Origin of the sequence: Acidovorax sp. SUPP1855 (assembly GCF_030158955.1) — a bacterium.
Classification (GTDB): domain Bacteria; phylum Pseudomonadota; class Gammaproteobacteria; order Burkholderiales; family Burkholderiaceae_C; genus Paracidovorax.
Map to the genome: position 1 here is coordinate 16123 of NZ_BQXI01000001.1, position 23365 is coordinate 39487.

The window sequence follows — 23365 nt, forward strand, 5'->3', positions numbered from 1 at the left end:
GTTTTCCGAGATGGCGGGCCCAAGGGGGTCAGCCGCACCGGAAAATCACGTCACAGGCTTGAGCACGATGGTGCGCTGCTTGGCCATGCGCTCGGCGGCCCGGGTGCGGTCTTTCACATCTCCCGCCAACTGGCCGCACGCGGCGTCGATATCGTCGCCACGCGTTTTGCGCACGGTCGTAACGATACCCGCATCACTCAACAACTTTGCGAAAACCGCAACTTGCTGCGGGGTCGATCGGTGCAGGCCGGAAGCAGGAAAGGGGTTGAATGGAATCAGGTTGAACTTGCAGCGAACACCCTGCCCATGGCGGGGGCGCACCAGATCGATGAGTTGCCGGGCATGTTCTGCCTGATCGTTCACGCCATCGAGCATGCAATATTCGAAGGTGATGAAATCGCGCGGCGCATGCGCCAGATAGCGCTGGCAGGCATCCAGAAGCTCCTGCAACGGGTATTTGCGATTGAGCGGCACCAGGTTGTCACGCAGCGGATCGTTGGGCGCGTGCAGCGAAACAGCCAGCGCCACAGGGCAGTCCTGGGAAAGCCGATCCATCATGGGAACGACACCCGAGGTCGACACCGTCACGCGGCGCCGGGACAGGCCATAGCCGTGATCGTCCAGCATGGCACGCAACGCGGGCACGAGGGCGGTGTAATTCTGCAGCGGCTCACCCATGCCCATCATCACGACGTTGGAGATGACGCGCTCTTCGCTGCCCAGCCTTCGGCGCAGTGCATGCTCCGCGAACCACAACTGGGCGATGATTTCGCCCGTCGTCAGGTTGCGGCTGAAACCTTGGTGTCCGGTGGAGCAGAAACGGCATCCCACGGCGCATCCGGCCTGGGAAGAAATACACAGGGTGCCCCGGTCATCCTCTGGGATGAACACGGTTTCGACCGCATTGCCGTCACCCACGTCGAACAGCCACTTGACCGTGCCGTCCGTCGAAACATGTTCGCTCACGACCGGCAATGCCTGCACATGGGCGCAGGACTTCAGTTTTTCCCGCAGCGACTTCGCCAGATCGCTCATCTGGTCGAAATCGTGCGCGCCCCGCTGGTGAATCCAGCGGAACAATTGGGTCGCCCGAAAACGCTTCTCCCCCAGCTGCTCGCAAAACGCAGCCAGACCGTCGAGGTCGAAGTCAAGAAGATTGGTGGTCATCGGAGCGAAGGCTGTTCACGTCGATCACCGCCCCCTGCACTGGGCGCGCGGCCTGGGCAGCGCTCCGGCGCAAGGGTGGATCGCATATCAGCGCGAGTAGATGTTGAGGCCAGGGAAGAAGAAAGCCACTTCTGCCTGAGCGGTTTCCACGGCGTCGGAACCGTGTACGGCGTTGGCATCGATGCTGTCTGCGAAGTCAGCGCGGATCGTGCCGGCTTCTGCCTTCTTGGGGTCGGTGGCGCCCATGAGTTCACGGTTCTTCAGGATGGCGTTCTCGCCTTCCAGGGCCTGGATCATCACCGGGCCGGAGATCATGAAGTCCACCAGGTCCTTGAAGAAAGGACGCTCCTTGTGCACGCCATAGAACTGTTCGGCTTCCAGGCGCGACAGGTGGGCCATGCGTGCTGCGACCACCTTCAGGCCAGCGGCTTCGAAGCGGGCGTAAATTTGGCCGATGACGTTCTTGGCCACTGCGTCGGGCTTGATGATGGAGAGGGTGCGTTCGATAGCCATGTTGATTTTCCTGGAGAGTGGTTGATCTATTTGAATTTTTCGCCCTGCGGACAAAGCCCTCGATTCTAACTGGGCGGATTAATTCCCCAAGGCGCGAAGGTTCAGCGACCGCCGCGGCGCGGCGGGCCGTTGCGTTTCTGGTCCTGCCGGTAGCGCGACAAGCTGTCCGTGCCGATGTAGCCCACCGACGTCTTCATCGGATCCGGCTGGCTGCCCGTGCCGCCACCGCCGCCCTGGCGCCCACCGGGTGCGCCGTCCTTGCCGCGCCCTGCGCCCGGTCCATAGCCCGGCTTGCGCGCAGAAGATGGCGCGGCCGCATCGCGCGGCGTGCCATTGTTGCGACCGCGGGGCCCGCCACGGCGCAAGCCGCTCTTGCGGTCCGCAGGTCCGGCAGGTGCCTCGACCATCTCTCTGGGGGCCTTGTTGCCACCACCCACGGCCTGCATGAGCGCGCGGATATCGCGCTCGTCCAGTTCCAGCCACGCGCCGCGCTTGAGTCCGCGGGGCAGCATCATCGCGCCGTAGCGGATGCGGATGAGCCGGCTGACCGCATGGCCCACGGCCTCCAGCATGCGCCGGACTTCACGGTTGCGGCCTTCGGAGATGGTCACGCGATACCAGCAGTTGGAGCCTTCGCCGCCGCCATCCTCGATGGAGCCGAACGAAGCCATGCCGTCGTCGAGCTGCACGCCGTCGAGCAACCGCTGCTTCTCTTCGTTGCTGAGTGCGCCCAGCACCCGCACGGCATATTCACGCTCCAGGCCAAAGCGGGGGTGCATCAACTGGTTGGCCAGCTCGCCCGAACTGGTGAACAGCAGCAAGCCCTCGGTGTTCAGGTCCAGCCGCCCCACGGACTGCCACTTTCCATGGGCAAGCCGCGGCAGCTTGCGAAACACGGTGGGCCGGTTCTGGGGATCGTCGTGCGTCACCACTTCGCCCGCTGGCTTGTGGTACGCGATGACCCGGGCGGGAGGGGGATCGATGCGGTAGCGAATGGGCCGGCCATTCACTTTCACCTGATCGCCGAACTGCACGCGCTGACCGATGTGCGCTGGCTCGTTGTTGACCGAAATCCGGCCTTCCAGGATCAATTGCTCCATTTCCAGGCGAGAGCCCAGCCCTGCCTGGGCCAGCACCTTATGCAGCTTGGGCGTTTCCACCTGCGGCAGCAGGACGCGGCGCGCAGGCACAGCATCGGCTGCCGTTTCGTCCTCGTCCAGGCGGCCGGACACGACGTCGGCAAACTGATATCCCGGCGTGGTACGCGCCCCCGCAGCAGGGCGAGGCCCCGAAGGGCGCTCCGATCTGGTTGAAGCAGGTTCAGTCCGCACCGGCGCAGGGGCAGCCTCCACCGCCGTCCCATCCGGTGCAGCGACAGCCTCGGCATCCTGCGCGGACTCGGCAGAAGCCTCCACCGGCTGGCCTGCTGCCGCGTCGGACGCCTTCGGCGCCTTCTTGCGGGGCGGCTTGCGGGTCGCGGGCTTCTTCACGCTGGCGTCTGCCTCGGTGGGCAACGCGGGCTGGTCGTCGGCAGGTTCTGAAATGGGATCGTTCATGGGAGACTCTCTGGTGTGCCGTTATCGGCGTCTTTTGGCTTCTCGTGCGAGGGGGCCAGCACGTCTTCTTCGTCGGATGGGCGCGGCGTGTCTTCTGTGGACGGGCCGGTGACCGGCTCCGTTTCGGAGCCCTGCGGCACCGAAGGCACCGCCTCTGCCACAGGGGGGTTGTCCCCTGGCGCCGGGTCGGCAGGTTCGTCGAGCGGCAAGGTGCCGCCAGAACCCAGCGCTTCGAGCACGCTGGCCTGCACGGCCGGATTTTCCATCACGGGCAACTGGTCGAGCGACTGCAGCCCGAGGTCGTCCAGAAACTGCCGCGTGGTGGCGAACAGGGCGGGCCGGCCCACGGTTTCGCGGTGCCCGATGACCTCCACCCAGCCACGGTCTTCCAGCTGCTTGATGATCAGGCTGTTCACGGTCACACCGCGGATGTCCTCGATGTCGCCCCGCGTCACCGGCTGCCGGTAGGCAATGATGGCCAGCGTTTCCAGGGTGGCCCGGGTGTAGCGGGGCGGCTTTTCCGGATGCAGCCGATCCAGGTACTCGCGCATTTCAGGGCGGCTCTGGAAACGCCAGCCCGTCGCGACCTGCACGAGCTCCACGCCCCGCAATGCCCAGTCCTGCTGGAGTTCCAGCAGGATGGTTTTCAGGGTATCGGTTCCGAGAGCGTCGTTGAAGAGCGTGCGCAACTCGCGCAGGGTCGCCGGTTGCGGAGCGCAGATCAGCGCGGTTTCAAGGACCCGTTTGGCGTCCACCGTATTCATGGTTCAGCAATTGCGGGGAAAGAGACGCCACGTGTCGAAAAGGGCGCCATGCCTGTCAAAGGGTTCGTTCAGCGGGACCGCACGCAAAGACCTTGGTGCTGTTCCCAGCCCTGCAGTGTGTCCATGCGGGCGAGTCGGCTGGTACAGCCGCTAGGCGCGATTGTAGCGCAGGCCCCAAAAATCCAGGGCGTTTTCCATGTCTGGCGGCATAGGCGCATGGAACTCCATCGGCTCTCCCGTCATGGGATGGACGAAGGCCAGCCGGTACGCGTGCAGCGCCTGCCGCGCGAGCCCCCCCGCAGCTTCTCCGCCGTACAAGGCATCGCCCACCAGGGGATGGCGAAGCGAGGCCATGTGCACCCGGATCTGGTGCGTGCGCCCGGTGTGCAGCGTGCAGCGCACGAAGCAGACCGGATCGACGCTGTCGAGCAGGGCAATATCCGTGCGCGCGGGCTTGCCCGACTGCGTGGCCAGGTCCACCACGGCCATGCGCAGGCGGTTGCGCGGGTCGCGGCCGATGCTTCCCTCGACCACGCGCTGCTCCGGCCCGCTCCATGGGCGGTGGCCGATGGCAAGGTACTGACGGCTCACTTCGCGGGCGGCGATCATGCGCACCAGTGCATCCATGACGCCCCGCTCGCGCGCCACGACCATCAACCCGCTCGTGTCCTTGTCGAGCCGGTGGACGATGCCCGCCCGGGGCACCAGCAGCGCCTTGGGATCGCGGGCCAGCAGGCCGTTGAGCAAGGTCCCGCTCCAGTTGCCGGGCGCGGGGTGAACGACGAGCCCCGCAGGCTTGTGGATCACCAGCAGGTGCGCATCCTCGAACACCACGTCGATGGGCATGGACTCCGGCCGGAAGGCCTGGCTCTGCTGGGTGGGCCGCAGTTCCACCGCCACCACATCGCCCGCCTTGACGCGGGCCGCAGGCTTGGCCGCGGCCTGCCCGTTGAGCAGAACGCTCCCCTGGGCCAGCAATTGCTGCAGATAGCTGCGCGAAAACTCGGGCACCTGATCGGCCAGCGCCCGGTCCAGGCGCTCGCCGTGCTGCGCCTCGCCGATGGCGAACTGGCGAATCTCCTGCGAGGCTTCGCCGCCCTCTTCCAGGTCTTCGGTGCCGGCCTCCCCCTCGGGGAACAGGCCGGGGCCGGACGGCAGCGTGCTCAACGCGCCGGCAGGTAGCGGGACGGATCGACCGGCTTGCCCTGGCGGCGGATCTCGAAGTGCAGCTTCACCCGATCGGTGTCGGAGCTGCCCATTTCGGCGATCTTCTGGCCGCGGCGCACCGTCTGGTCTTCCTTCACCAGCAGGGTCTGGTTGTGGGCGTAGGCCGTCAGGTAGGTGTTGTTGTGCTTGAGGATCACGAGGTTGCCGTAGCCACGCAGGCCGGCGCCGGCATAGACGACCCGTCCATCCGCGGAGGCGAGCACGGGGTCGCCCGCCTTGCCGCCGATGTCATAACCCTTGTTGCGGGCCTCGTCGAAACCCGCCACGAGAGAACCCGACGATGGCCAGATGAAGGCCATGTCGTCCTCGCCGCCGGTTGCCGCAGGCGCGGGGCTGGGCGCAGGAGCGGGGGCGGCGGCCACGGCGGGGGCCGATGCGCCGGGCTTGGCACCGCTGGCGGGGGTGGCCGGGGCGATCGCGGACGAGGTGACCGGGCGGGTGACCACGCCGGTATCGCTGGCCACCGAGGGCGCTGGCGTGGCCGAAGGCGCGGCCACGCGGAGCACCTGGCCAACCTCGATGAGGTTGGCGTTGTCCAGGTTGTTCCAGCGGGCGATGTCCTTCCAGCTTTGGCCGTTTTCCAGGCCGATGCGAATCAGGGTATCTCCTGGCTTGACCGTGTAGTAGCCGGGTTTGCCGGCGTTTTCAGCACCGGGCAGGGGCTTGGCCGCGGGAGCGACCACCATGCCGGGCTGGGAGGCGGATGTGGAAGCGGACGTGCCACGATCTTCCACCGGTGCCCTGTTGACGCGGGTACCGCAACCCGTCAGCACCAAGGCTGCGAGCGCTACCGAACCCCAACCAACAAGACCACGCGTAACCAACATAAGCAATCCCTTCAGGCAATCCCCGATTTTAGGGGGACAAAATGAACGGCCTCCAAAACGTTCTGTTTCAATCCGTGCGCCGTTTTGTCGATGACCAGCAACACCTGGTGGCCGCCGGCGCCCACCATGGGCGCCACGAGGCGGCCACCCACGGCCAGTTGGTCGATCCACGCCTGAGGGAGGGTCTCGCCGCCTGCCGCGGCGATGATGGCCGCATACGGCGCGCCCTTCGCATAGCCCACCGTGCCGTCGCCGAAGATGAGGTGCACGTTCGCGAGGCGCCAGGGACGCAGGTTGTCGCGCGCCTTCTCGTGCAACGCGCGCAAACGTTCGATGGTGTACACCTCGCGGGCCACGCGCCCGAGCACTGCGGCCTGGTAGCCGCAGCCGGTGCCGATCTCCAGCACGCGACCCAGCCCGGCGGCGCGCGCGCCCTCCGCGCCCAGCAGCAGTTCCGTCATGCGGGCGACGATGCTCGGCTTGGAGATGGTCTGGCCCAGCCCGATCGGCAGGCTGGTGTCTTCGTAGGCCTGGTTGACGAGGGCCGTGTCCACGAAGCGGTGCCGCTCCACCGAGCCCATGGCCTGCAGCACGGCCGGCGATGCGATGCCCGAGGCCGCCAGGCGCTGCACCATGCGCGCGCGCACGGCGGCGGAATCAAGCCCCACGCCCTGGGGCATGGGCGGGGCATCGCGGCGCGGCGCGGGCTGCGATGGCGGCCGGGGCGCAGCGCCCGGCGGGGGGTCGATGCGGGCCGGAAAGCCGGGGCGGCGCTGGGTCATCGGACGGGAGCCGGCGCGGGAGCGGCAGGCGCCTCGGGCACCAGGCGCGCCGCGGTCTGCGTCCAGTAGCCCAGGCCTTCGTGGTCGGTCAGGTCCACCTTCAGCGGGGTGATGGCCACATGGCCCTGGGCCGTGGCGTGGAAGTCCGTGCCCTCGGCGTCGTCCTTGGCCGCGCCGGCGCCGCCGATCCAGTACATGACCTCCCCGCGCGGGCTTTGCTGCTCGATGACGCGCTCGGCCGCGTGGCGGCGGCCCAGGCGGCACAGCCGCAGGGGCCGCAGTGCATCGAACGGCATGTTGGGAATGTTCACGTTGAGGAGCCAGGGCGCCTCACCCACCAGGTTCTGTGCCTGCATCTGCTCGACGATCTCGCGCGCCTTGCGGGCGGCGGATTCGATCTCGCCCCAGCCCTTGTCCACCTGCGAGAACGCGATGGCCGGAATGCCGAAGAGGTAGCCCTCCATTGCGGCGCCCACGGTGCCGGAATAGATGGTGTCGTCGCCCATATTGGCGCCGTTGTTGATGCCCGAGACGACCAGATCGGGCCGGTAGCCGAGCAGGCCGGTGAGCGCGATGTGCACGCAGTCCGCCGGGGTGCCGTTCACGTACCGGAAGCCGTTGGCCGCCTGGTGCACGTACAGCGGCGAATGCAGCGTGAGCGCGTTGGACTTGGCGCTGTTGTTGTGTTCCGGCGCCACCACCTCGACGTCCGCGATGGTCTTGAGCGCATCGTGCAGGGCCACGATGCCGGGTGCCTGGTAGCCGTCGTCGTTGGAAATGAGGATCTTCATGGGTGGCAGGAAGCAGGGTGCGAGCGATTGTAGGCCGCGTCCGACACGGCGCGGCCAGGCCGGACTCCGGGCGCCCGCCCCTGCCGGCGGCCGCCGTCGCTCCAGGGACTCGCCATGCCGCCCCCCGCGCCTATCATGCGGCCACACCGACAGGAGACCTCCCATGCATGCTTGGCTTTGCACCAACCCGACGGGCGTCGACGCCCTGGCCTGGACCGAACTGCCCACGCCCACGCCGAAGGCGGGCGAGGTGCTGATCGCGATCAAGGCCGCCAGCCTGAACTTTCCCGACCTGCTCATCGTGCAGAACAAGTACCAGATGAAGCCCCCCCTGCCCTTCGTGCCGGGGTCGGAATACGCCGGCGTGGTGGAGGCCGTGGGCGAAGGCGTCACCCACCTGCGCCCCGGGCAGAGCGTGGCCTGCCTCACCGGCACGGGCGGCTTCGGCACCCACGCGGTGGCGCCCGCGGCGCTGTGCATGCCGCTGCCCGAGGGCTTTTCGCACGTGGATGCGGCGGCGTTCATCATGATCTATGCCACCTCGCACCATGCGCTGGTGGACCGGGGGCAGCTCAAGGCCGGCGAGACGGTGCTGGTGCTGGGTGCGGCCGGCGGCGTGGGCACGGCGGCCATCCAGATCGCCAAGAAGATGGGCGCCCGCGTGATCGCGGCGGCCTCCACCGAGGAAAAATGCAAGCTGTGCCTGTCCGTGGGCGCCGACGCCGTCATCAACTACACCGAGGAAAACCTGCGCGAGGCGATCAAGTCGCTGACCGACGGCAAGGGCCCGGACGTGATCTACGATCCGGTGGGCGGCGACTTCACCGAGCCCGCCTTCCGCTCGATCGCCTGGCGCGGGCGCTACCTGGTGGTGGGCTTCGCCTCCGGCCCCATCCCGGCGCTGCCGCTGAATCTGGCGCTGCTCAAGGGCGCCTCGATCGTGGGCGTGTTCTGGGGCGAGTTCTCCAAGCGCGAGCGGCAGGCCAACGCCTCCATGATGGCCGAACTGGCCGCCTGGTACGGCGAGGGCGCCATCAAGCCCGTGATCGACCGCACCATGCCGATGGCGCAACTGCCCGCGGCCTATGCCCACATGGGATCGCGCGGGGTGATGGGCAAGCTGGTCATGGTGAACTGACGCGAGCGCCGACCCGCGCTCGCCGGGCCCTTCACCCAGGCCGGTGGTGCGCGGGGCCGGCGTTGCACGGATGCCCTGCGGGCGCCTGTTCAAGCGGTGCGCCGTCTGTCACACTCGCGCATCTTTGCCTTTCCGTGCACGCCAGATGGCCGACCGCCCCCCTTCAGAAATCGCGCGAGAAACCCTCAAGCAACTGGCCGCGCGCCGTTTGGCGCCCACGCCCGACAACTACCAGGCGCTCTACGACGAGATCGCCGGCAACCCCAGCCCCACCGCCTTTCCGGAAGGCCCTCTGCGCCACATCCTGCGCGTGCTGCCTGGGCAGACCCCTGCGCAAAAACGCCTGCTGGGCCTGTTCGAATCCGCCATCGACAACACCGACTGGGCCCAGTTGCAGAGCGTGCTGGTGGGCTACGCCAACCTCGGCCTGGCCAGCGTGGCCGCACCGGCCGCCGCGGCGGCGGAACCCTCGGCCGCCACGCACCTGCCCGAGGAACTGACCGAGCAGCTCGCCCGCCTGATCGACAACACCTTGCCCGCGCTGGGCGAAGACGATGCCCGCGTGCACGAACTGGCCGCGCAGCTGACCAACTTCCTGCGCCAGCCTTCGCCCCCGGTCTCGACCTTCGGCCTGATGCTGAACAACTTCAGCTACCGGCTCTCGTTCGCCACCGAGGACCAGGCGGCCATCCGCGCCAGCCTGCTCGAACTGCTGCACATGCTGTTCGAGAACATCGCCGTGCTGAGCCAGGACGACCGCTGGCTGCAGGGCCAGGTCGAGGCGCTGATGGCCGCCTCCACGCCGCCGCTCACGCTGCGCCGCCTGGACGAGGTGCAGCGGCGCCTGAAGGACGTGATCTTCAAGCAGACGGAGGCCAAGGAGCGCACCGTGCAGGCCCAGGAACAGATGAAGGAACTGCTGGCCACCTTCATCGAGCGGCTGGTGCAGATCACCGCCTCCAGTAGCACCTACCACGACAAGATGGAGCACTGCGCCGAGCGCATCGGCCAGGCCAACAGCCTGCAGGAGATCACCCCGCTGCTCGAAGAGGTGATGAGCGCCACGCGCGCCATGGCCCTGGACAGCCGGGTGGCGCGCGACGAGCTGCAGGACCTGCGCGCGCGCTCCGATGCGCGCCATGCCGAGATCGCCAAGCTGCAGGAAGAGCTGGACCGCGCCAGCGCCCAGGCCCGGCACGACCCGCTCACAGGCTCGCTCAACCGCAAGGGCCTGGACGAGGTGATGGAGCGCGAGATCGCCCGCGCCACGCGCAACGGCTCACCCCTGTGCGTGGCCCTGCTGGACGTGGACAACTTCAAGCTCATCAACGACCGCCTGGGCCACACGGCCGGCGACGAGGCGCTGGTGCACCTGGCCGGCGTCACGCGCGAGGTGATGCGCCCGCAGGACATGCTGGCGCGCTACGGCGGCGAGGAATTCGTGCTGGTGCTGCCCGACACCGACCTGGACCAGGGCGTGGAAGCCATGAAGCGGCTGCAGCGCGAGCTGACCACGCGTTACTTCCTGAAGGACCGCGAGAAGGTGCTCATCACCTTCAGCGCCGGCGTGGCGCAGATGGCCGAGCAGGAAGGCAGCACGGAAGCCATCCGCCGGGCCGACCAGGGCATGTACCTGGCCAAGCGCGCGGGCAAGAACCGGGTGATGGCCGCCTGAGCCCCTCCGGGGCGGCTGTTTCCGCGCGCCCGGCCTGACGGCTTCCCGCTCGCGCACTGCAACCCTTCCCATGACGCAAACAACCCTGCTCTCACGCCGGGCACTGCTGCAACGGGCCGCCTGGGCCGCAGGCGTGGCCGCCTGGCCCCGCTGGGCCGCGGCAGGCACCGCAGCGCTGCGGCACGACCCGTTCACGCTGGGCGTGGCCAGCGGCGACCCCTCGACCGAGGGGATGGTGCTGTGGACGCGCCTCGTGCCCGCCGAACCCGGCGCGTGGAACCGCCCGATCGCCGTGCGGTGGGAGGTGGCGCACGACGACGCGTTTCGCCGCATCGTGCAGCGCGGCACGGCCACCGCCCTGCCGGAGTTCGCGCACAGCGTGCATGTCGAGCTGCAGGGGCTGGCCCCGGGGCGCTGGTACCACTACCGCTTTCTGCAGGGCGACGCCGTCAGCGCCACCGGCCGCACGCGCACCGCGCCGGCCGCCGGGGATGTGGCGCCGGGCCTGCGCATCGCCTTCGCGTCGTGCCAGCGGTGGGAGCACGGCCACTACGCGGCATGGGCCGACATGTGCCGCCAGTCGCCCGACCTGGTGCTGTTCCTGGGCGACTACATCTACGAATACGCCAGCCCCAAGGACCCGGCCGGGCTGGCGCGCGTGCACGGCCTGCGCCTGGCGCACACGCTGGCCGACTACCGCGACCGCTACGCGCTGCACAAGAGCGATCCGTCGCTGCAGGCGGCCCACGCGCTGTGCCCCTGGGCCACGACCTGGGACGACCACGAGGTGCAGAACGACTACGCCGGCATCCACGGCCGCGGCGACGACGCCGACTTCCTGGCGATGCGCACGGCGGCATGGCAGGCCTTCTACGAACACACGCCGCTGCGCACAGCGAGCCTGGCGGCCAGCGGGTTCGGCGCGCTGCAGGTGTACCGCGCGCTGCCCTGGGGGAGGATGGCGACCATCCACCTGCTGGATGCGCGCCAGTTCCGCGACCGCCAGGCCTGCCGCGCGGAAGGCAGCAGCGGCGCGGGCGCCGTGCGGCCCGGCGACTGCGCCGAGCTGCAGGCGCCCGGGCGCAGCTTCCTGGGCGCGGCGCAGGAGCGCTGGCTGGATGCCGGCCTGGCCGCCGATGCGCGCGGCGGCGGCGTGGGAAGCGCCATCGGCGACGGCACCCGGTGGAGCGTGATCGCGCAGCAGACGCTGTTCTCGCCGCGCCACTACCCCTCGGGCGTGCAATCGACCGACAGCTGGGACGGCTACCCGGCCGCACGCCAGCGGCTGCTGCAATCCGTGGCCCGGCATGCGCCGCGCAACACGGTGCTGCTGGGGGGCGACATCCACCAGAACTACGTCTGCAACGTGATGGCGCCAGCCGAGTCCCCCGGCTCCCCCACGGCCCGCGTGCTGGCCAGCGAGTTCTGCGGCACCTCGATCAGCTCGCGCTCGGGCACCACGCAGGACAAGGTGGACGCCATCGCCCGCCACAACCCGCACGTACTGCTGGCGCGCTGCGACCTGCGCGGCTGGGGGCTGGCCGAGGTCACGCCCCGGCGGTGGACCACCACGCTGCGCACCGTGGACGACCCGCTGCGGGCCGACAGCGGCGCCTCCACCCTGGCCCGCTTCGTGGTGGAAGACGGTCGCCCCGGGCCCGTGCGCGACCTGTGATTTGCTACAAAATAGATAGCGAAATGCCCTAGTATTGATTGCGCTGGAGGCCAAAAAGACCAAAGACTCCCAACGCAGGGGCCGCCCACGCGCGCCGGTTCGGTAGCGGGGTGTAACACCCGCAGGCCAGGCCTGCACCCCGCATTACCATGGCGCCCACCACACAGGGAGACTCCATGATCCAAAAGCACCTGCCCGCCGTCCGGCTGGCCGCCCTCGCTGCCACCGCCCTGCTCGCGGCCTGCGGCACCAGCCCCCGCCTGAACTACACCCTGCCCGACCAGCCCGAAGGCGCGTCCGGCTATACCGAGAAGCCCGGCTGGGCGACGCAGAAGTTCGCCGTGGCGGCTGCCAACCCGCTGGCCACCGATGCGGGCTACCAGGTGCTCAAGGCCGGCGGCTCGGCGATCGATGCCGCCATTGCGGTGCAGATGGTGCTGTCGCTGGTCGAGCCGCAGTCGAGCGGCATCGGCGGCGGCGCGTTCCTGCTGCACTCGGCGGGCAGCCGGGTCGAGGCCTACGACGGCCGCGAGACGGCGCCGGCCGCCGCCACCGAGAACCTCTTTCTCGGCCCCGACGGCAAGCCCGTGCCCTTCTACGACGGCGTGGTGGGCGGCCGCTCGGTGGGTACGCCCGGCGCGGTGCGCATGCTGGAGCTGGCGCACAAGGAGCACGGCAAGCTGCCGTGGGCATCGCTGTTCCAGCCGGCCATCCAGCTGGCCGAGAACGGCTTCAAGGTGAGCCCGCGCCTGAACACACTGCTGGCCAACGAAAAGTACCTGGCCCAGGACCCGGCCGCGCGTGCCTATTTCTTCGACGCGGCGGGCCAGCCCTGGCCCGTGGGCCATGTCCTCAAGAACCCCGAGCTGGCCGCCGTGCTGAAAGGCATCGCGAACAACGGCTCCAAGGCGCTGCTGGAGGGCGAGGTGGCGCAGGCCATCGTCGCCAAGGTGCAGGGCCACCCGACCAACCCCGGGCGCCTGGCGCTGGCCGACCTGGCCGGCTACCAGCCCAGGAAGCGCGAGGCGCTGTGCACGGACTACCAGGTGGCCTCCAAGGACTTTCGCCTGTGCGGCTTTCCGCCGCCCAGCTCGGGCGCGATCGCCGTGGGGCAGATCCTGGGCATCCTGAAGAACACCGACGCCAACACGATGGCGCTGCAGGAAGGCCCCAAGGGCGCGGGCGACTGGCTGCCCAGTGCCGACTGGCTCTACCTGTACAACGAGGCCTCGCGCCTGGCCTTCGCCGACCGCGGCCTCTACGTGGCCGACCCCGACTTCGTGCAACCGCCGGGCGGCAGCTGGAGCACCCTGCTCGCCCCCGCCTACCTCGCCCAGCGCGCCAAGCTGATCGGCCCGCAGAGCATGAAGGTGGCGCAGCCCGGCAACCCCGGCGCGGTCCAAACCAGCCATGCGCCCATGCCCGACCAGATCGAGCACGGCACCAGCCACATCAGCGTCGTCGATGCCTTCGGCAACGCGGTGGCGATGACGACCACCATCGAAGACCAGTTCGGCTCGCGCCAGATGGTCAAGGGCTTCCTGCTGAACAACGAGCTGACCGATTTCAGCTTCGCGCCCAAGGACGCGCAAGGCCAGCCCATCGCCAACCGGGTGGAGCCCGGCAAGCGCCCGCGCTCGTCGATGGCGCCCACGCTGGTGTTCGACAAGCAGACAGGCCAGGTGGTGATGAGCGGCGGCAGCCCGGGCGGCGCGCTCATCATCCACTACACGGCCAAGACGCTCTACGGCATCTTCAACTGGGGGCTGATGCCACAGCAGGCCATCAACCTGCCCAATTTCGGCTCGCTCAATGGCCCGACGATGCTGGAGGAAAAACGCTTCCCGCCGGCCACGGTAGAGGCGCTGCGCGCTCGCGGCGCCGAGGTGCGCGAGATGAACATGACCAGCGGCCTGCAGGCCATCACCCGCGCCGAGGTGCACGGGCAGCCGATGTGGCTGGGCGGCGCCGACCCGCGCCGCGAAGGCGTGGTGATGGGGGACTGAGCGCCCGCCCCTCAAAAAAAGAGCACCCGGCGGGTGCTCTTTGGCGTTGCGGCCCGCGCCGGCCGCTGCGCCAGCAGCCTACTGCTCGGCGATCACGTCCAGGAACACCAGCGGCTCGGTGCCGGTGTTGGTCAGCCCGTGCGATTCGCCCTTGCGCACGATGGTCACGTCGCCCGGCTTCACGGCCACGTCCACGCCGTCCTTGTCCTTGAAGGTGCCGCGGCCCGAGACGATCACGTAGGTGTCCTCGTTGCTGGTGTGCTTGTGGTAGCCGATGGAGTCGCCCGGCTGCAGCGTGAGCCAGCTGATCTCCTTGATGGCCTGGTCCTTGAGCGCCTTGTCGCGCGTGAAGGCGTATTCGCCGGCCAGCGTGCCCTTGCCGCCGCCGGCGCCCTCCTTGTTGGCTTTCAGCAGCGCCTCCTTGGGGTACACCTCGGCCGACGCTGTCGATGCCACCCCCACCAGGGCGAATGCGGCGGCCAGCAGGCGGAACGTTTTTTTCATGGGTTGTCTCCTTTGGAATGGTCGGGTGGCAGCGCGGGCCGCAGCAGCATGCGCAGCCCGTTCGGTGCCGATGCGATCTTATGCGCGGCCCCGCGCGCCCCGCACCGGCCAGCACCCCGGCGGGGCCCTGCGAAGCAGGCTTGGTATCAAAACAGGCCCCAGCACAATCGACACTAGGGCATACCGCTATTAAAATAATAGCAACCGAATCCGCTCCTCACGCCGGGGCCTGGGCCGGCGCCACGGAGGCGCCCTGGATGCCGTGCCGCTCCAGCGCCGCCTGCACGAAACCGCTGGCCTTGGCCTCTTCCACGAAGGCATGGAGCACGCCCGCCGCGGCCGCGCCCCGGCCCTTGGGCAGCCCCATGGCCTGCTGGATGACCATGAAGCGGCCTGGCAGCAGGCGCAGGCCGCCGCCCAGGCGCTGCGCATCGGCCTGCAGCTGCTGCTTGACGCCCGCGGCCACGTCGGCGCCTTCGGCCAGGAAGGTCTCCACGACGGCGGGCGACGTGGGGGCGCGCACCAGGGTGGCGGCCTTCATCTCGCGGCTCAGATAGAGATCGTAGGCGCTGCCCTTGCCGACCACCACCCGGTGACCGGGCCGGTCCACGGCCTCGTTGTCGCGCAGCGGCGAGTCCTCGCGCACCAGGTAGCAGCCTTCGATGAGCACGTACGGCGCGGTGAACGCGATGCCGGCGCCGCGCAGCGGGTCCACGGCGAAAAAGCCCACATCGGCCTGCTCCTGCGTGACGGCCTCGACCGATCAGCCGGCCGCATCGAACACGGCGAAGGCGATGGGCACGCCCAGGCGCTCGGCCAGGGCCCGCGCCAGATCGACGGACACGCCGGACGGGTCCGCCCCCGGCGCGCCGGCCTTGGCCAAAATGGGGTTGCCCAGGTTGATGGAGGCGCGCAGCACCCCGGTGGGTGCAAAGGCCTGGAGGACGGCGGGATCGATGGACATGCGGCGAAGGACGGGGGGGTTGAACGAAGGCCGAGCATCTTCCAGGCAGCGCGCCGTGTAAACCCCCGCGGCCGCCTGGCGGCGCAGCGCGTCAGGTGGCGGCGTCCTGCGGCCAGCGCACGGGCGGCAGGGCCTGCAGCGCGGGCCGGGCCAAAAGGTAGCCCTGGAACAGGTGGATGCCCAGGCCGCGCAAGGTGTGCAGCTCGGCATCGGTTTCGACGCCTTCGGCCAGGGCCTGCACGCCCAGGTCATCGCACAGGCCCACGATGCTGCGCACGATGGCTTGCCGGACCGGGTGGCGGTCGACGCCGCGCACCAGGGCCATGTCGATCTTCAGCAGATCGGGCTGGAAGTCGGCCAGCAGGCTCAGGCCCGCGTAGCCCGCGCCGAAATCGTCGATCGCACTCAGGAAGCCGTGGCGGCGGTAGGCGTGCAGGATGCCCTGCAGGTGCGCCTTGTCCAGCAGGTTCTCGCGCTCGGCGATCTCGAAGATGATGCGCTCGGTGGGAAAGCCGCAGCGCTGCGCGGCCTGCAGCGTGGCGCGGATGCAGGCCTCCGGCTGGTACACGGCGTTGGGCAGGAAGTTGATGCTCAGCCGGCAGGGCATGCCCAGTGCCGCGGCCAGCTCCACGGCCTTCACGCGGCAGGCCTGGTCGAAGGCGTAGAGGTTCTGCTCGGTCACCCGATCCAGGATGCTCTGGGCCGAGCTGCCGTCCAGCCCCCGCACCAGCGCCTCGTAGGCGTAGACGCTGCGGTCGCGCAGATCGACGATGGGCTGGAACGCCATGGTGAACTCGAAGTCCAGCGCCTGGCCATCGCGGCAGGCGGCGCAGGCGGGCGAAGAGGCGGCGTGGGGGGAGGCGGGCAGATTCATGACAGCGATGGGCCACGGGCAATGGCGGGGCGACGATCGACTCGACAAGCTTACGCCCATTCGGCGGCACCCCGGTCCCACACGCGTCCCGTGCGCCACCAGGACACCAGCCATTGCTGCCCCATCAGGCCCCAGCGCGCGCACGACGCCGGGGCCCGGCGCACCGCACCGGGCCCCTCGCCGCGCTCTTCTTCTCTCCCCTCTCTCTCTTGGTTCCTGTGGCTCCGCGTCTGCTTTCGCCCTTGTTCGCTCGCTCGTGTTCGTCGCCTGTCACGCCACCACGTGCACCAGTTGCATCATTCCCAGGTCTTCGTGGTCGAGCGCATGGCAGTGCCACACGAACTGGCCGTGGAAGTCGGTGAACCGCATGCGGAAGGTGATGCTGCCCATCGGCGGCACCGGCAGCGTGTCGGCCCAGTACGGATCGACCGGCTCGCCGTTGACCCGGACCACATAGCTGTCGTTGACGTGGATGTGGAACGGGTGCGGGTAGCGGTTGAGGTTCTGGATGGTCCATTCCTCCACCGCGCCCAGCGCCACCGTCTGCGTGGCCGTGAGCGACGACTGGAACGGCGACAGCCGGGCCTGCGGCGAGGCGTCGCCGGACGAGAACACGGTGTCGGTGAAGCCGTCGACGCCGTCCGACAGCGGGATGAACCAGCCCTCCCCCGCCGGAATGGGCTGGGCCAGGCGCTCGCTCGTCTTGGGCAGTACGGCCAGCACCAGGCTGCGCTGCTTGCCGCCATGGGCCGCCAGTTCCTCATCGGTGATGGGCAGGTGCTCGGCATAGCGCGGCAGGCGCGCGGGCTGGGGCAGCGGGGTGGACAGCGGCGTGCCCTCCACCACGATGCGCGCGACGATCTCGTCCTGCGCCTCGCTCGACGGCGCCTTGACCGAACGCAGGTAGTACGTGCCGGGCACGTCGCTGGCCTTCACCACGATCGAATGGCGGTTGCCGGGGTACAGCGCGTTGCCGGGCCAGTGGGCGTTGTCGAATTGGTCCGAGGTGGCCGCGTTGATGGCCTTGAAACGGCGGTTGAACACGTTGCCGTCCTTGGCATACGCCCAGAGCGTGTGGCCGTCCAGCACGGGGTTGAACGGGTAGAACGAAGCCGTGTTGACGAAGTGCCACTGCTGCACCTCGCCCGGCCGCATCACGATGGTGGGCTGGTAGGCGCCGTTGAGCAAAAAGCCCGACGACGCGGTGCGGATGGAGTCGTAGAACGATTCCGTTTTGCCGTCGTCGGTCAGGTTGACCTTGTGCACGTGGATCGCCCGCTCGCGGATGTCCGGCGTGTCGATGAAGGTGTCCTTGGGGTCGTGGATGAGGATGGCGCCGAACATGCCGCTGGAGACCTGCACGTTGGACGACCCGTGCAGATGGGGGTGGTACCAATAGATGCCGTTGGTGTGGTCGGCCGGGATGGCCACCTCGTGCTGGCGGCTGGCCCCCGGCAGCACGCCGGCCTCGGCCATGTCCACCACGTAGTCGCCGAACACGCCGGGGCGGATCTCCCGCGGATCGACGTGCAGGCCGTGGAAATGCAGGTTGGTGCTGTTCTGGTGGTTGAGGTAGTCCAGCGAGGACTGGCCCTTCACGTTGGCCGGCAGTTCGTTCACCAGCCGGATACGCAGCGTGTCGCCAGGCTGCAGGTGCAGCGTGGGCGCCATGTACTGGCCGTTGAAGCTGCGCAGCGCGGTCTGCACGGTCTTGGCGATGCCCGGATAGGCCGGCGGCTGCGATCCCGCGATGCGCAGCGGCTGCGCGCCGTAGCGGGCGAACAGGTCCAGGCTGAGCTGGCCGCCGGACGACGTCAGCGCGGCGGGCTCGGGCAGCGTGTCCGCCATGGCGCCGGAGGCGCTGCCGCCGCAGCCGGCCAGCGGGGCAACCACTGTGCCCAGGGAGAGCCCGAACATCCACTGCAGGCTGGCGCGGCGCGTCGGCTCCGGGGTCGAGAAAGAATCGGTCATGGCGGGCCTTCAGGCGAATGCGATGGGATGGGGTCGGACCTGCACGGCGGTGGACGGAAACGCCCCGCAGGCGGACGAGCGGTTGTCGCCCCAGGCGAGCAGCCCGGTGCCGGTGCGCGCCAGCACGTGGCCCGATCCGGCCGCCAGTTGCAGCACGCCGCGCAGCGCCGGCACCCTCAGCGGCCTGGCGGAAAAGGCCAGGCCGTCCCGCGCGAGCTGCCCCATGCCGTTCCAGCCCCATGCGAACACATCGCCCTGGCGAGACAGCGCCACGGTGTAGAACATGCCCGCATCCACCTGCGCCACGGCGAAACCGGTGCGCACCCGCACGGGCCGGGCGACATAGCGCGCATCGCCGGCGCCCGCCTGCCCGTACTGGTTGGAGCCCCAAGCCCACAGCCCGCCTTGCGCGTCCACCGCGAAGCTGTGCGTGTCGCCCGCCGCCACCTGCACGATGCGCCCGGGCAGGTCCACCCGCACCGGCACGGCGGATTCCTTCAGTGCCCCGTTGCCCAGTTGGCCGGCCGCGTTGGCGCCCCAGGCCCAGACGCGTCCGGCACGGTCCAGCGCCAGCACGTGCGCATGGCCGGGCGCCAGGTGCGCGATGGCACCCAGGCCTTCGATGGCCTGCGGCGCGGATTCGCGCGAGGCCGTCGCGCGGCCCAGTTGCCCATAGGCCGCCATGCCCCAGGAGCGCACCGTGCCGTCGGCCTGCAGCGCGAACGCGGCGGCTTCGGTCTGCGCCACCTGGACCACGGGGGAAGGCAGGCCCGACACGCCCACGCGGTCGGCGCCGTGATCCGGCGACACCACGGGCCGGCAGGCCACCACGGCGCCGCCCTCGCGCACGGCCAGCGTGTGGGAATGCCCGTCGTGCACCGCGGTGAACGGCAGCCCGGGGTTCAGCCACTGGGGCTGCGGCTGCGCGTAGCGGTTGTGGCCGATCTCGGTGGGGCTGGACGTGCACAGCTCGCCCGGATAGCCGGGCGGCAGCTGGGCGCCGAGCCGCTTGACGCCGCCCCAGCCGTAGGCCGCGCCGTCCGCGGCGAGGGCGATGGACCGGTCGCGGCCGGCACTGATGGTGAGAAATGGCATGGAATGCGCCTCGCTGGTCAGGGCAGCAGCACGAGGTAGGCGAACCCTTCGGCGCCGCCGATCGTGGCCTTGATCTGGATCTGCTTTTTCGATGTGGGGGCCTGGAACACCGTCACCCGGCCGGAGGGGCTGATCTGCACGCCGGAATCGCTCGGGTTGCACGACCAGACGGCCATGTCCTTGTCGATGGCGGCCCCCGAACTCAGGACGCCCCGGATGCTGAGGTCGTACGAGAACGGGGATTGCTTGGTGATCTTCGTGGCCGGGGACAGCAGCAGCCGCTTGAGTACCGGCACCGGCGCGCTCTGGTTGCCGTAGAGGATGGCCTTGCCTTCCAGCCGGCCCGATTGCCCGAGCTGGTCCGACAGGTACCAGGGCAGTTCGGCCTTGATCGTGTAGGCACGTGGCGTGCGCTCCTGGCTGCGCAGTTGCACCAGGCCGCTGGAGCCTTCGTGGTTGGACACGTGCACGTCCGAGGCGTGTTCGCCCTCGACGCTCCAGATGGCGTCCTGGGTCACGTCCTTCCAATCGCCGCTGTCGGAGTAGCGCACCAGCGCCCAACCCTGCGCCGTGTCGGCCGTGGATTTGAAACCCTCGTAGAACTCGACCTTGAACTCCACGGGAACGGGCGGCGTGCGCACGTACAGCACCGGCATGGTCCACGGCACGGGTGGCTGCGAGGAGCCGTATTGGGTATAGCACCTGCCGTCGCCACGGCAGAATTTGATGCGGATGTTTTCCTCGTCGCCGTTGTAGAGGTTCATCACCAGCGTGCGCAGTTCGTAGTCCGACTGGCCCCACTGGCGATCGCGGCGCTTGTAGGCGTTGCGGGTGACGATGTAGCCCGGGCCGAGGATCTTGTAGGGCCTGGACCCCGCCTGCCCCAGGTCGGCGAAATGGCGGTAGCGGGTGGTGCCGTCGTGCTGGTACGACTGCGGCTTGAAGCCGAAATACCGCATGACTTGAGGCGTCGCGGCCGACTGTTCGCCGGAAGGCAGCCGATGGCGCACGGCGTCCGGCGGTATCAGGCTCTGCAGTTCGGTGATGCTGGGCAGGCGCCAGGGATTGCCCGCGCTCGCCGGGTCGGCCATCAGCCCTTCCAGGCCGTCATATTCGAACATCTCCGGTTTCCACATCAGGCCGGTGTCGCGGTCCAGGATGCTGCCGTCGGCGAAGGGCTTGAGCCCGTTGGGGTACATCAGCCGCTGGCGCTTGAGGTGGATGTGGTACTCGTCCAGGTGCCGCTCCGCCTTGTCCAGCTGCGGCGGATCGCCCGCATGGGCGGCCTCGACCTTGAGGTTCAGCGCCTGGGCCTGCAGTGCGCGCGCCTGGTTGAAGGCGTTGAACAGCAGGTCGTCATAGGCCGTTCCGGTGCGGCCCGAATAGAACTTGGGGTGGTCGTCCAGCAGCAGGCGGATCAGCCCCTTGGCATCGGCACCGGAGCCCACCTGGTTGTCGTGCAGCTGGGTCAGCACCAGGCTTTCATTCACGGACTTGACGAATTGCTCCTGAAGCTGGTCGGCCGTCGGCGGCGCATCCCCCGCTGCGCTGGCCAGCAAATCGGTCTTGTCCTGCACGAACGCCTTCAACGCCTCCAGCGCCGTCAGGCGGGTGATGTAGGCCGTGGACCGCGGCACCCTGCCGATCGCCTCGCTCAGCCGCTTGATCTCGGCCGTGATCGCCTGCAGCTGCTTGGCGGTGGTGTCCTCACCTTCGCCCAGCCCCAGTTCGTTCAGGAAGCTGTTGATCCCGCTGACCCGCATGAGCCAGCCCTTGACCTTGCCGCCGGCCCAGTCCTTGAAGTTGCCGGACAAGCCATCCACCAGGTCCTTGATGGTGGCGTCGGGGCTTTTGTCGGCGCCCAGCAGGCCGGCCGCGTTCCGTCCGAAGCGCTGGACGGAGACCGTGGCGTCGATGCCGTCCGCCACCTGCCGCGCCAGCGCCTGCGTGCCGCCCGCGCCGCGCGCGGCCTGGTGGAAGTGGTCCGCATCGAACCGGTCGCGGTCCAGGCTGAAGCCCAGAGTCCCCACGGGAAGGTCGGGCGGCAGCCCCAGCGACTCCAGCACGCGTGCCTGGGCCCGCGCCAGCGCCATCCCTGGCTGCGTGGCGAGGTAGGCATCCACCAGCGTGGAGATCGGCGACAGCACGACCGCCGTGCCGGAGCGGTAGTCCTCGAGCCGGGCGGCCAGGTGCAGGCCGTCCCCCAGGTCCAGGACGAGGCGCAGGCCGCCCTGCGCCGCGTGCACCAGCACCGTGGCATGGCCGTCGAAGGCCGTCTCCACCAGCGTCTGGCCGCCCGCGCCGAAGACCGTGAGCGTGCCCTGGCCCGGGCCGCCCGGCTCGGCATGGACCGGTACCGACAGCGCATGGGGTGCAGGGCCGAGTCCGCCTTCGCCGCAGCTTCGGACGAGGTCAAGATGCTGCAGGGGGTCGAGGGGGCTGTCCACAGGGTGCATAAGTTGTGTCCGGCAGGCCGGTCCATTGGGGTGATGACGCAGTTTTTTCGCCCGGAATCGGGCGGCAGGCCTCCCGCCCACCGGTGCATCGTGACGTTTCGCCCCGGCCGTTTCAACCCGCTGATCCAGTGGGGATTTCCATCCCACGCCGCGGCCAGAGCCCTCCGTGCAGCCTATTGAGACAGGCGGCCATGCCAGGCCCAACGGGTGAGACGCGGGGTCCATTTCCACCCCGTTCGGCGCGCAGGGTTTTTTTCTCGACCTGTCGCGCGTGCACTACATTTCGAGTGGAAACACACAGAAAGCAACAGACCGCCGAAGGGAATTCATGGCAAACGAGATCCGTCCGGCTTCCGATTCCCATCCACCCCGCCGCCATGCTGCGCTCGCTAGTCCGCACGTCCCAGGGACGCTGGTGGAGGTCTCCACCGCCCCCATCCCCTCAGGCGAGCGCCTCGACTTCTGGCGGGAGTCGGTGCTCAGCCGCATGCGCCCCGAATCCGACGTGCCGGACGGGGCGGCCTTCGGCGGGCGGTTGCGGCGCATCGTCGGCCAGGGGGCCGATCTGGTCGAGCACGCGAGCGAGGCCGTGCATGCCGTGCGCACCGAGGCCATGTGCCGCCGGGATGGCGCGGACGACATCAGCCTGTCGCTGATGGTGGAGTGCGACTGGGCCACCCAGGAAAACCACGGAGCGCAGCAGATCTCGGCCGGCATGCTCTACCTCGTGGACTACGCCCGGCCCGTGGAGATCCGGCGCTCCCGCCACCGCGACATGTCCCTCATCGTGTCGCGCAAGACCATCCACGACACCCTGGGCCCCGGTTTCGCCATGCCCGACCAGCTGCCGCAACGCCCGGGCCTGGGCAGCGTGCTGCAGACCCTGATGGCCGCCACCTGGCGCGAGGCGCCGCGCATGGGAATCGACGAACGCACCGTGGCGCTGAAAGCCTGCACCGACATGGCCCTGGCCCTGCTGCAGACATCGCAGAAAGCCGGCCTGCAGGCCGATGCCGGCCGCTTCGACGACAGCCTGTACCGGGCGGCCTGGGGCCTGGTGCGGCGCCACTGCGGCGACCCGGCCTTCGGTGCCGAGCGGCTGGCGGTGCTGCTGGAATGCTCGCGTGCGTCGCTGTACCGCCTGTTCGCACGCCACGGCGAGGGCGTGGCGGCCGCCATCTGGAGCGCCCGGCTGGAGGCCGCCTGGCAGCAGATCACCGCGACCGCGGGGGCCGGCACCGAGCGGCCCAGCCTCTCGGAGATCGCGCTGCGGTGCGGGTTTTCGGACCCGTCCACCTTCCAGCGCATGTTCAAGCGCCGCTTCGGCCTCAGCCCACGCGAGGCGCGCCACCAGGCGAACTGACCCGCAGGCCGACCCGG

The 23365-nt window shown here is 69.2% G+C and carries 18 protein-coding genes and 1 pseudogene; 5 read left to right on the forward strand and 14 right to left on the reverse strand.

Annotated elements, in window-relative coordinates; genetic code table 11:
- Positions 1-45: 45 nt before the first annotated feature.
- The 8 genes from rlmN to surE form a co-directional block, all read right to left on the reverse strand.
- Positions 46-1167 (reverse strand): dual-specificity RNA methyltransferase RlmN, encoded by a 1122-nt coding sequence (rlmN, locus tag AVMA1855_RS00085; RefSeq protein ID WP_272568220.1) that lies wholly within the window; start codon positions 1165-1167, stop codon positions 46-48.
- Positions 1168-1254: 87 nt separating this feature from the next.
- Positions 1255-1680: a nucleoside-diphosphate kinase gene (gene ndk, locus AVMA1855_RS00090; RefSeq protein WP_272568219.1), complete on the reverse strand. Its 426-nt coding sequence runs from the start codon at positions 1678-1680 to the stop codon at positions 1255-1257.
- Positions 1681-1781: 101 nt separating this feature from the next.
- The gene (locus tag AVMA1855_RS00095; protein ID WP_284424146.1) at positions 1782-3236 is read right to left on the reverse strand and encodes a pseudouridine synthase; all 1455 of its coding nucleotides are present in this window, start codon (positions 3234-3236) and stop codon (positions 1782-1784) included.
- Positions 3233-4000, reverse strand: a complete 768-nt coding sequence (gene scpB, locus AVMA1855_RS00100) for an SMC-Scp complex subunit ScpB (RefSeq protein ID WP_284411579.1) — start codon at positions 3998-4000, stop codon at positions 3233-3235. Before scpB ends, AVMA1855_RS00095 begins: the two co-directional genes overlap by 4 nt.
- 150 nt (positions 4001-4150) lie before the next feature.
- Positions 4151-5167, reverse strand: coding sequence for an RluA family pseudouridine synthase (locus AVMA1855_RS00105; RefSeq protein ID WP_284424147.1), 1017 nt, complete (start codon positions 5165-5167; stop codon positions 4151-4153).
- The gene (locus AVMA1855_RS00110; protein ID WP_272568212.1) at positions 5164-6054 is read right to left on the reverse strand and encodes a peptidoglycan DD-metalloendopeptidase family protein; all 891 of its coding nucleotides are present in this window, start codon (positions 6052-6054) and stop codon (positions 5164-5166) included. The genes AVMA1855_RS00105 and AVMA1855_RS00110 overlap by 4 nt, the downstream gene beginning before the upstream one ends.
- An 11-nt stretch (positions 6055-6065) precedes the next feature.
- Positions 6066-6836, reverse strand: coding sequence for a protein-L-isoaspartate(D-aspartate) O-methyltransferase (locus AVMA1855_RS00115; protein ID WP_272568210.1), 771 nt, complete (start codon positions 6834-6836; stop codon positions 6066-6068).
- Positions 6833-7627, reverse strand: coding sequence for a 5'/3'-nucleotidase SurE (gene surE, locus AVMA1855_RS00120; RefSeq protein ID WP_284424148.1), 795 nt, complete (start codon positions 7625-7627; stop codon positions 6833-6835). The genes AVMA1855_RS00115 and surE overlap by 4 nt, the downstream gene beginning before the upstream one ends.
- Before the next feature lie 163 nt (positions 7628-7790).
- On the opposite strand from surE, the gene AVMA1855_RS00125 reads away from it, so the two are divergent.
- The 4 genes from AVMA1855_RS00125 (at position 7791) to AVMA1855_RS00140 (ending at position 14121) form a co-directional block, all read left to right on the forward strand.
- Positions 7791-8765 carry an NADPH:quinone oxidoreductase family protein gene (locus AVMA1855_RS00125; RefSeq protein ID WP_284424149.1) on the forward strand — a complete coding sequence of 325 codons (975 nt, stop codon included), beginning with the start codon at positions 7791-7793 and terminating at the stop codon, positions 8763-8765.
- 145 nt (positions 8766-8910) lie between these two features.
- Complete coding sequence (locus tag AVMA1855_RS00130; protein ID WP_272568206.1) at positions 8911-10440, forward strand: GGDEF domain-containing protein; 1530 nt, start codon at positions 8911-8913, stop codon at positions 10438-10440.
- Between the two features lie 70 nt (positions 10441-10510).
- Positions 10511-12115, forward strand: a complete 1605-nt coding sequence (locus AVMA1855_RS00135) for an alkaline phosphatase D family protein (protein WP_284424150.1) — start codon at positions 10511-10513, stop codon at positions 12113-12115.
- 176 nt (positions 12116-12291) lie between these two features.
- Entirely contained in the window at positions 12292-14121 is a 1830-nt protein-coding gene (locus tag AVMA1855_RS00140; RefSeq protein ID WP_284424151.1) for a gamma-glutamyltransferase family protein, read from the forward strand.
- Between the two features lie 78 nt (positions 14122-14199).
- Here AVMA1855_RS00140 and AVMA1855_RS00145 read toward each other — a convergent pair whose 3' ends face one another.
- From AVMA1855_RS00145 to AVMA1855_RS00170, 6 genes and pseudogenes are all read right to left on the reverse strand, one after another.
- Entirely contained in the window at positions 14200-14625 is a 426-nt protein-coding gene (locus AVMA1855_RS00145) for a cupin domain-containing protein (RefSeq protein ID WP_272568201.1), read from the reverse strand.
- A 217-nt stretch (positions 14626-14842) separates the two neighbouring features.
- Positions 14843-15589: pseudogene (locus AVMA1855_RS00150) on the reverse strand (transporter substrate-binding domain-containing protein).
- A 91-nt stretch (positions 15590-15680) separates the two neighbouring features.
- The gene (locus tag AVMA1855_RS00155; protein WP_284424152.1) at positions 15681-16463 is read right to left on the reverse strand and encodes an EAL domain-containing protein; all 783 of its coding nucleotides are present in this window, start codon (positions 16461-16463) and stop codon (positions 15681-15683) included.
- A 270-nt stretch (positions 16464-16733) separates the two neighbouring features.
- Positions 16734-18434 carry a multicopper oxidase family protein gene (locus AVMA1855_RS00160; protein WP_284424153.1) on the reverse strand — a complete coding sequence of 567 codons (1701 nt, stop codon included), beginning with the start codon at positions 18432-18434 and terminating at the stop codon, positions 16734-16736.
- A gap of 9 nt (positions 18435-18443) precedes the next feature.
- Positions 18444-19529: an RCC1 domain-containing protein gene (locus AVMA1855_RS00165; protein WP_284424154.1), complete on the reverse strand. Its 1086-nt coding sequence runs from the start codon at positions 19527-19529 to the stop codon at positions 18444-18446.
- A gap of 17 nt (positions 19530-19546) precedes the next feature.
- Complete coding sequence (locus tag AVMA1855_RS00170) at positions 19547-21985, reverse strand: Lcl C-terminal domain-containing protein (protein WP_284424155.1); 2439 nt, start codon at positions 21983-21985, stop codon at positions 19547-19549.
- A 328-nt stretch (positions 21986-22313) separates the two neighbouring features.
- On the opposite strand from AVMA1855_RS00170, the gene AVMA1855_RS00175 reads away from it, so the two are divergent.
- Complete coding sequence (locus tag AVMA1855_RS00175) at positions 22314-23348, forward strand: helix-turn-helix domain-containing protein (protein ID WP_284424156.1); 1035 nt, start codon at positions 22314-22316, stop codon at positions 23346-23348.
- Positions 23349-23365: the final 17 nt, after the last annotated feature.

Coding starts and splice junctions, on each gene's coding strand:
- rlmN (WP_272568220.1), bottom strand. CDS start 1,167: ATGACCACCAATCTTCTTGACTTCGACCTCGACGGTCTGGCTGCGTTT.
- AVMA1855_RS00095 (WP_284424146.1), bottom strand. CDS start 3,236: ATGAACGATCCCATTTCAGAACCTGCCGACGACCAGCCCGCGTTGCCC.
- AVMA1855_RS00140 (WP_284424151.1), top strand. CDS start 12,292: ATGATCCAAAAGCACCTGCCCGCCGTCCGGCTGGCCGCCCTCGCTGCC.
- AVMA1855_RS00130 (WP_272568206.1), top strand. CDS start 8,911: ATGGCCGACCGCCCCCCTTCAGAAATCGCGCGAGAAACCCTCAAGCAA.
- surE (WP_284424148.1), bottom strand. CDS start 7,627: ATGAAGATCCTCATTTCCAACGACGACGGCTACCAGGCACCCGGCATC.
- AVMA1855_RS00160 (WP_284424153.1), bottom strand. CDS start 18,434: ATGACCGATTCTTTCTCGACCCCGGAGCCGACGCGCCGCGCCAGCCTG.
- AVMA1855_RS00135 (WP_284424150.1), top strand. CDS start 10,511: ATGACGCAAACAACCCTGCTCTCACGCCGGGCACTGCTGCAACGGGCC.
- AVMA1855_RS00175 (WP_284424156.1), top strand. CDS start 22,314: ATGGCAAACGAGATCCGTCCGGCTTCCGATTCCCATCCACCCCGCCGC.
- ndk (WP_272568219.1), bottom strand. CDS start 1,680: ATGGCTATCGAACGCACCCTCTCCATCATCAAGCCCGACGCAGTGGCC.
- AVMA1855_RS00165 (WP_284424154.1), bottom strand. CDS start 19,529: ATGCCATTTCTCACCATCAGTGCCGGCCGCGACCGGTCCATCGCCCTC.
- AVMA1855_RS00170 (WP_284424155.1), bottom strand. CDS start 21,985: ATGCACCCTGTGGACAGCCCCCTCGACCCCCTGCAGCATCTTGACCTC.
- AVMA1855_RS00110 (WP_272568212.1), bottom strand. CDS start 6,054: ATGTTGGTTACGCGTGGTCTTGTTGGTTGGGGTTCGGTAGCGCTCGCA.
- AVMA1855_RS00125 (WP_284424149.1), top strand. CDS start 7,791: ATGCATGCTTGGCTTTGCACCAACCCGACGGGCGTCGACGCCCTGGCC.
- scpB (WP_284411579.1), bottom strand. CDS start 4,000: ATGAATACGGTGGACGCCAAACGGGTCCTTGAAACCGCGCTGATCTGC.
- AVMA1855_RS00115 (WP_272568210.1), bottom strand. CDS start 6,836: ATGACCCAGCGCCGCCCCGGCTTTCCGGCCCGCATCGACCCCCCGCCG.
- AVMA1855_RS00155 (WP_284424152.1), bottom strand. CDS start 16,463: ATGAATCTGCCCGCCTCCCCCCACGCCGCCTCTTCGCCCGCCTGCGCC.
- AVMA1855_RS00145 (WP_272568201.1), bottom strand. CDS start 14,625: ATGAAAAAAACGTTCCGCCTGCTGGCCGCCGCATTCGCCCTGGTGGGG.